We start from the raw sequence: 6,801 nt of genomic DNA on the forward strand, positions 1-6,801 counted from the left end.
CGTGGCCGCTGCATCGCCGGTGCTCCGGCGTCACGCGACGGCACGGACCGGGCCCGCGCCGACTCGCTCATCCCTCGCCCAGGCCTCGGGCGAGTTCGGTCACGGCCGCGTGCACCGCTCCCATTCTGATCGTCCACCGGTCACCGGCCAGTTTCAACCGCAACACCTCGGTACCTTCCGGACCAGACATACCGAGGAACACCGTGCCGACCGCATATCCGTCCTGCGAATCCGGCCCGGCCACCCCGGTCAAGCCGATCCCCCAGTCCGCCCCGCACACCCGCCGCGCGCCGGCCGCGAGCTGCTCGGCGGTTCCGGCCGCGACCGGGCCCTCGGTGGCAAGGAGATGCTCGTCCACTCCGGCCAAAGTGTGTTTGAGGTCGGTGGCATAGACGATCAGGCCCCCGCGCAGGACGGCACTGGCGCCGGGCACACCTGCGATGGTGGCCGACAGCAGACCGGCGGTGAGCGATTCGGCCGTGGCGACCGTCGCTCGGGCAGCCAGCAGACGTCGCACCAGATCGGCGGCCGGGACCACCGCGGTCAAGGGGTCGGGCGTCGTCATCGCGATTTGGCCGAGCGCGACCAGAGGCGCGCGGCCTGCACGATGTAGTCCAGGCCGGTCACGACCGTCAGCACGACGGCCACGTACATCAGCCACAGTCCCGCGGTGGCGAACGCACCGGACAGCGGCAACAGCAGTACCGCGATGGCGAGCGATTGCACCAGGGTCTTGAGTTTGCCGCCACGACCGGCCGGAATCACGCCGCGCCGCACCACGGCCAGGCGCAGCAGTGTGATTCCGATCTCGCGGGCGCAGATCACCACCGTGAGCCACCAGGCCAGGTCGCCGAGCACCGACAACCCGATCAGCGCCGCGCCGATCAACGCCTTGTCGGCGATCGGGTCGGCGAGTTTGCCGAAATCGGTGACCAGACCGTATTTGCGAGCCACCTGGCCATCGATGCGGTCGGTGATGGCCGCGATCCCGAACAGCGCCGCGGCCAGAATCCGCCAGCCCGTATCGTGTCCGGTCCCGGTGAACAGCGCCACCAGGAACAGCGGGACGATCAGGATCCGCAGCACGGTCAGAATATTGGCGATGTTCAGCACCGGCACGGCGGCCGGTTCGACGCTCTGCGGGACCGGAGCCGGTACCAGATTCGGACGCGGGCGGGCCGCCTCGGCCCGAGGTCGCAAAGAGTCCGGCCAGCCGCTGTCCATGTCGTCACTCTGCACGCTCACCGGCACCCTCGTCCGGGTCGGGCCCGGAAAACCTCGGGCGAGCGGGCGGTGTGGATGTGCGGCACCACACCAGACTATCGGTACCGAACCCGACTACTGTGCACCACATGACGACACGGGCAACACACAGCGGTTCGAGCGACGGGACGGTGGCCGACACCCCGATCGTGCGCCGCGCCCGTACCTCGGACGTGCCCGCGATCAAGTCCCTGGTGGACGTGTACGCCGGGCGGATTCTGCTGGAGAAGAACCTGGTCACGCTCTACGAGTCGGTCCAGGAATTCTGGGTCGCCGAACTGGACGGCGACCTGATCGGATGTGGCGCATTGCACGTGCTGTGGGCCGATCTGGGCGAGGTCCGCACGGTGGCGGTGCATCCGAGCGTCAAGGGCAAGGGCGTGGGCCGCCTGATCGTCGATCAGCTCATCGCGACCGCGCGGGAATTGCAGCTGCGGCGGCTGTTCGTGCTGACTTTCGAGGTGCCCTTCTTCGAGCGGCACGGTTTCGCCGAGATCGACGGGACGCCGGTGACCGCGGAGGTGTTCGCCGAGATGTGCCGCTCCTACGACACCGGCGTCGCGGAATTCCTGGACCTGAGCTACGTCAAGCCGAACACCCTCGGCAATACTCGTATGCTGCTGAACCTCTGATCTCACGATCGGATCTCGGTATCACCCCACCGTCGAACGCCCCGGGAGTCACCATGGCCATCTTCGCCGTCCTCTACACCTACGCCGAGGCCCAGGCCGCGGGCCGTGACGAGCACCGCCCGGCCCACCGCGCCTGGCTCAACGAGCTGGTCGAGCAGGGCACCGTCCTGACCAGCGGCCCCTACCCGGACGGCTCCGGCGCGCTGATCCTGGTCCGCACCGACGATCTGGCCGCCGCCCAGGCCCTGTTCGCCCAGGACCCGTTCGCGAAGCACGGCCTGCTGCAGGAGGCCCGCATCGTGGAGTGGAAGCCGACGATGGGCGCGTTCGTCGACTGACGTCCGACGAAACCCTCTGCACCACAGACAATTTCAAAATCCAGTCAGCCACGAATCCGGCAGCGGGTAAATCCGGAGGCAAGCCTGGGCGCTACGCACAGCCGACCTGGTTCGGTACAGTGTGCGCCTATACAACCAGTTGCATAGGTGAGGTGGCGATGCATACATTCCGGCAGGCGGTCGAGACGCACGATGCGGCGGCGATCGAGGCGACATTGGCGGACGACGTGGTGTTCACCAGTCCGGTGGCGTTCAAGCCGTATCCGGGGAAGGCGATCACCGCGGCCATTCTGCGCGGGGTGCTGCGGGTGTTCGAGGACTTCCGCTACGTCCGGGAGATCATCGATGCGAACGGCCGGGACGCGGCGCTGGTCTTCGAGGCCACCGTCGACGGAAAGCATGTCACCGGTTGTGATTTCGTTCATCTGAACGAGCACGGCAAGGTCGACGAGCTCACGGTGATGGTCCGGCCGCTCTCGGCCGCCACCGCCCTGGCCGAGGCGATGGGCGCGCAGTTCGAGCAGATCCAGCGTGAGGCAGCCGAGCAGATCCAGCGTGAGACGGCCGGCGCCTGATCGGCACGGCCTCCGGCCGAGGGTCGATACCCTGATCATGTGCGGTTGACCGAGCAGGATGCACTGGAACGGTTTCGTGACGCGCGGGTCGCCCGCCTCGCGACGGTGAGCGAGGACGGGCAGCCGCACCTGGTGCCGGTGACATTCGCCCTGAACCTGGATGACTCCGAGCCGGTAGCGGTGTTCGCCATCGATCACAAACCCAAAACCACGACGAATCTGCGGCGGCTTCGGAATATCGCCGCCACTGGCCGGGTTTCGCTCCTCGCCGACGAATACTCCGAGGACTGGACTCGACTGTGGTGGGCCCGTCTCGACGGCACCGCGCGCATCCTGTCCGAATCACCGGACCGCACTGCGCCGGTCGCCTGGCTCATGGCGAAATATCCGCAGTATCAAGACAGTCCGCCGCGGGGCCCGGTCGTCCGGATCACCGGGCAGACGATCTCGGGCTGGGCCTATACCGGCTGATCCGGTTCACTCCGCACTTTCGGATACAGCGTCGTCGGACACGTCGGCGGGATCTCCACCACGAATCGTGTAGAGCAGACCATCCAGTTCATCGGGTTTGATCAGCACGTCACGCGCCTTGGACCCCTCGCTGGGGCCCACGACACCGCGGGTCTCCATCAGATCCATCAGCCGCCCGGCCTTGGCGAAACCGACGCGCAGTTTGCGCTGCAGCATCGAGGTGGACCCGAACTGCGAGGTGACGACCAGTTCCACCGCCTGCACGAACAGATCCAGATCATCGCCGATATCCGGATCGACGTCCTTCTTCTCCCCGGCCTTGGCGGCGGTGACGCCCTCGGTGTAATCGGGTTCGGCCTGGTTCTTGGCGAAGTCGACGACGCCCTGGATCTCTTCGTCGGAGATGAACGCGCCCTGCAGACGCGTCGGCTTGGACGCGCCCATCGGCAGGAACAGCCCGTCGCCCATGCCGATCAGCTTCTCCGCGCCCGGCTGGTCGAGGATGACGCGCGAATCGGTCAGCGAGGAGGTGGCGAAGGCCAGCCGCGAGGGGACGTTGGTCTTGATCAGACCGGTGACCACGTCCACCGAGGGGCGCTGGGTGGCCAGGACCAGGTGAATACCCGCCGCACGCGCCTTCTGGGTGATGCGCACGATCGCATCCTCCACATCGCGCGGCGCGGTCATCATCAGATCCGCGAGTTCGTCGACGATGGCCAGGATGTACGGATACGGGCGGTAGACGCGCTCGCTGCCCAGCGGCGTGGTGATCTGCCCCGATTTGACCTTCTTGTTGAAGTCGTCGATGTGGCGGACCTTGGTGGCCTGCATGTCCTGATAGCGCTGCTCCATCTCCTCCACGAGCCAGGCCAGCGCGGCGGCGGCCTTCTTGGGCTGGGTGATGATGGGCGTGATCAGATGCGGAATGCCCTCGTACGGTGTGAGTTCCACCATCTTCGGGTCGATCAGGATCATCCGCACCTCCTCGGGAGTGGCGCGGTGCAGCAGGGAGACCAGCATCGAGTTCACGAAGCTCGACTTACCCGAACCGGTGGAACCGGCGACCAGCAGATGCGGCATCTTGGCCAGATTCGCCGCGAGGTACTCCCCCTCGATGTTCTTGCCGAGGCCGATCACCAACGGGTGCTGGTCGTTGCGGGTCGAAGGCGCCTTGAGCACATCGGCCAGCCGCACGAGTTCGCGGTCCGCGTTGGGCACCTCGATGCCGACGGCCGATTTCCCCGGGATCGGTGCGAGCAACCGGACGTTCTCGGTCGCGACGGCGTAGGCGATATTGCGAGCCAGCGCGGTGATCTTCTCGACCTTCACACCCGGACCGAGTTCCACCTCGTATCGGGTGACCGTCGGGCCGCGCACGAATCCGGTGACCGCGGCGTCGATCTTGAACTGCACCAGCACCTCGGTGATCGCCTCGATCATCGATTCGTTTGCGGCGCTGCGTTTCTTGGGCGGTTCACCATCGGTCAGCAGGGACAGCGGCGGAAGCTGGTAGTCGCCGTCGACCACGCGCTCGGTGACGAATTCCAGTTGCTGCGGTTCCGGGGGCGGCGGGGTCTGATCGACGACCTTGGGAGGCTTGCGCTTCGGCTTGGGCGCGGGCGCGGGCTCGGACTTCTCGGCGGCGATGGGCTTGGCGTCCTGCAGCGGCGGCTCGCCCATGATCTCGGTGGCCGAATCGGATCCGCCGAATTCGTCGGTCGGGTAGTTCTCCTCGGGCGTGCGGCCGCGCCGCCGACGCGAGCGCGGCTCGTGCACCGGAAAGCCGTCCGCGTCGTACTCGTCGTAACGCCCGTATCGGTCGTCGTACGAATCGTATTCGTCGCGGGCCTGGGTGCCGAACAGCCAGCGCAGCCGGTCGGGCACCTCGCGCACCGTCGTCCCGGTCAGCAGCAGTACACCGAATGCGATGGCCAGCAACAACAGTGGCGTGGCCAGCCAGGCGGTCAGGCCGTTGCGCAACGGGCCGCCCATCACATAACCGACGAAACCCGCGGCATGGGCGCGGCCGTGCGCGTCGGCGGGCGAACCTGCGGCGATATGCCATACCCCCAAGGCCGGGAGCGCGACCAGCAGCCCGCCGAGGACCAGCCGAGGCCGGATCTCCGGGCGCGGTTCGGTGCGCATCAGCACGACCGCGATCGCGCAGGCCAGAAAAGGTATTGCGGCCGAAGCCGATCCGGTGAACAACCGCACGGCCGCGTCGATGGCGTGTCCGACCGGGCCGCCCGCGGACAACCAGACCGCCGCAGCGATGACCACGCTGAACGCGACCAGCGCCAAGGCGATTCCGTCGCGGCGATGCCCGTGCTCGATCTGCCCGGCCCGGCTCAGCGTGCGAGTCGTCGCGCCCATCCCGCGGGCGAGCATTGTCCAGCCGTTGCCGACACCGCGCCGGAAAACCGCCAGTGGGGCGGTATTGGACCGTGCCCGGGGCGCCGGACGGCGGGCCGGGGCCTTACGCGCGCGCGGCGGCGCGGGGTTCCTGCGAGAGTTGGCCGAGGATGATCCGGAGCGCGAACCGGCCGAACGGGACCGTGCCGGAGCCCGCCCCCGCGCCGATCCCGCCCGCGAACGAGACGCCGTGGTGCTGCGGGACTTGCCTGCCATGCTCTCAGGCTAGCCGCAACAGCCCCATCCAGACCATCCGCAACACCCACCCCACCCACATCAGCGGGGGAAATCTGGGCGACAGTCCGGCGAACCGATGTCGACGGACATCGCACCGAGAGCTGCATCACAGGATATCGACAGATCCGCGGTGACGCCGGTCGACACGCCCCGCGATATTCCGATGGGCGACCGATCCCGATACGGCCGAAATCCTTCCGGGTACGGGTTGATCGCGCCGACTCAGATGCTGCGGTCGCAGTCGTGCACCGCGCGGATGTCCTCGTCGCTCCCGGTGGCCGTGAGCCGAACCTCCTTGCGGCCGAAGGCGTGCAGCAGCAACTCCGAGGGCGGGCCGGTGAGCACCACCTCGGGGCCCACGACGCTGTGCGCGGTGACCCGCTCACCGTCCGGCGTCGCCAGCACTACGGTGACCGGGGCCTTGCGGTAGGCCATTCGAGCCATGCGACGCAGGGCCTTCCAGAGATCGCGCTCTTGCTCGGCGGTCAATTGCCTGGGCTCCCAACCCGGTTCGCCGCGGCGCACATCCTCGTGGTGGACGAACATCTCGGTGAGATTGGCCACCGCGTCGACCGGACGCAGCGGCGACCACCACGGCGGCCCGGTACGAATCTGCTCCAGCAGCTCGGCGAACGGCCGCCGCGCAGCCTTGGCCTGCACCGAATCCAGGTATCCGGCAAAGGGTTTCAGCAAAATCCCGGGCGCGGCATCCGGTCGCCGCTCCCGCACCACCAGATGCGCGGCCAGATCCCGCGCCGTCCAGGTGCCACACAAGGTCGGTGCGTCCGGACCAGCGGCAGTCATCGTCCCAACCAACGCCCGCCGCTCGTCCTGAGCCATAGTCATACTGCAATTATGGCCTCCGCTCCGCTA

At 67.6% G+C, this 6,801-nt stretch carries 8 protein-coding genes; 4 read left to right on the plus strand and 4 right to left on the minus strand.

Features of this window, described 5'->3' with window-relative positions; all coding sequences use genetic code 11:
- Nucleotides 1-67: 67 nt before the first annotated feature.
- Both NV1_RS08530 and pgsA read right to left on the minus strand, forming a co-directional pair.
- A complete protein-coding gene (locus tag NV1_RS08530) occupies nucleotides 68-565 on the minus strand; it encodes a CinA family protein (protein WP_067887544.1) in 498 nt (165 codons plus the stop codon).
- Entirely contained in the window at nucleotides 562-1,245 is a 684-nt protein-coding gene (gene pgsA / locus NV1_RS08535) for a CDP-diacylglycerol--glycerol-3-phosphate 3-phosphatidyltransferase (RefSeq protein WP_373864597.1), read from the minus strand. Before pgsA ends, NV1_RS08530 begins: the two co-directional genes overlap by 4 nt.
- A gap of 107 nt (nucleotides 1,246-1,352) precedes the next feature.
- Between pgsA and NV1_RS08540 the strand changes: the two genes are divergently transcribed.
- The 4 genes from NV1_RS08540 to NV1_RS08555 all read left to right on the plus strand — a co-directional run bounded on the left by NV1_RS08540 (nucleotide 1,353) and on the right by NV1_RS08555 (nucleotide 3,279).
- A complete protein-coding gene (locus NV1_RS08540) occupies nucleotides 1,353-1,895 on the plus strand; it encodes an amino-acid N-acetyltransferase (protein WP_067887547.1) in 543 nt (180 codons plus the stop codon).
- 53 nt (nucleotides 1,896-1,948) lie between these two features.
- Entirely contained in the window at nucleotides 1,949-2,233 is a 285-nt protein-coding gene (locus NV1_RS08545) for a YciI family protein (RefSeq protein ID WP_067887550.1), read from the plus strand.
- A 158-nt stretch (nucleotides 2,234-2,391) separates the two neighbouring features.
- Nucleotides 2,392-2,808, plus strand: a complete 417-nt coding sequence (locus NV1_RS08550) for a nuclear transport factor 2 family protein (protein ID WP_067887619.1) — start codon at nucleotides 2,392-2,394, stop codon at nucleotides 2,806-2,808.
- Between the two features lie 39 nt (nucleotides 2,809-2,847).
- Entirely contained in the window at nucleotides 2,848-3,279 is a 432-nt protein-coding gene (locus NV1_RS08555; RefSeq protein ID WP_174557416.1) for a TIGR03668 family PPOX class F420-dependent oxidoreductase, read from the plus strand.
- 6 nt (nucleotides 3,280-3,285) lie between these two features.
- On the opposite strand, the gene NV1_RS08560 is transcribed toward NV1_RS08555, so the two are convergent.
- Both NV1_RS08560 and NV1_RS08565 read right to left on the minus strand, forming a co-directional pair.
- Entirely contained in the window at nucleotides 3,286-5,907 is a 2,622-nt protein-coding gene (locus NV1_RS08560) for an FtsK/SpoIIIE family DNA translocase (RefSeq protein WP_067887552.1), read from the minus strand.
- Between the two features lie 243 nt (nucleotides 5,908-6,150).
- Nucleotides 6,151-6,774, minus strand: coding sequence for a TIGR03085 family metal-binding protein (locus tag NV1_RS08565; protein ID WP_067887556.1), 624 nt, complete (start codon nucleotides 6,772-6,774; stop codon nucleotides 6,151-6,153).
- Between the last annotated feature and the right edge of the window lie 27 nt (nucleotides 6,775-6,801).

The organism is Nocardia vaccinii NBRC 15922, from assembly GCF_001613305.1.
Taxonomy (GTDB): Bacteria; Actinomycetota; Actinomycetes; order Mycobacteriales; family Mycobacteriaceae; genus Nocardia; species Nocardia vaccinii.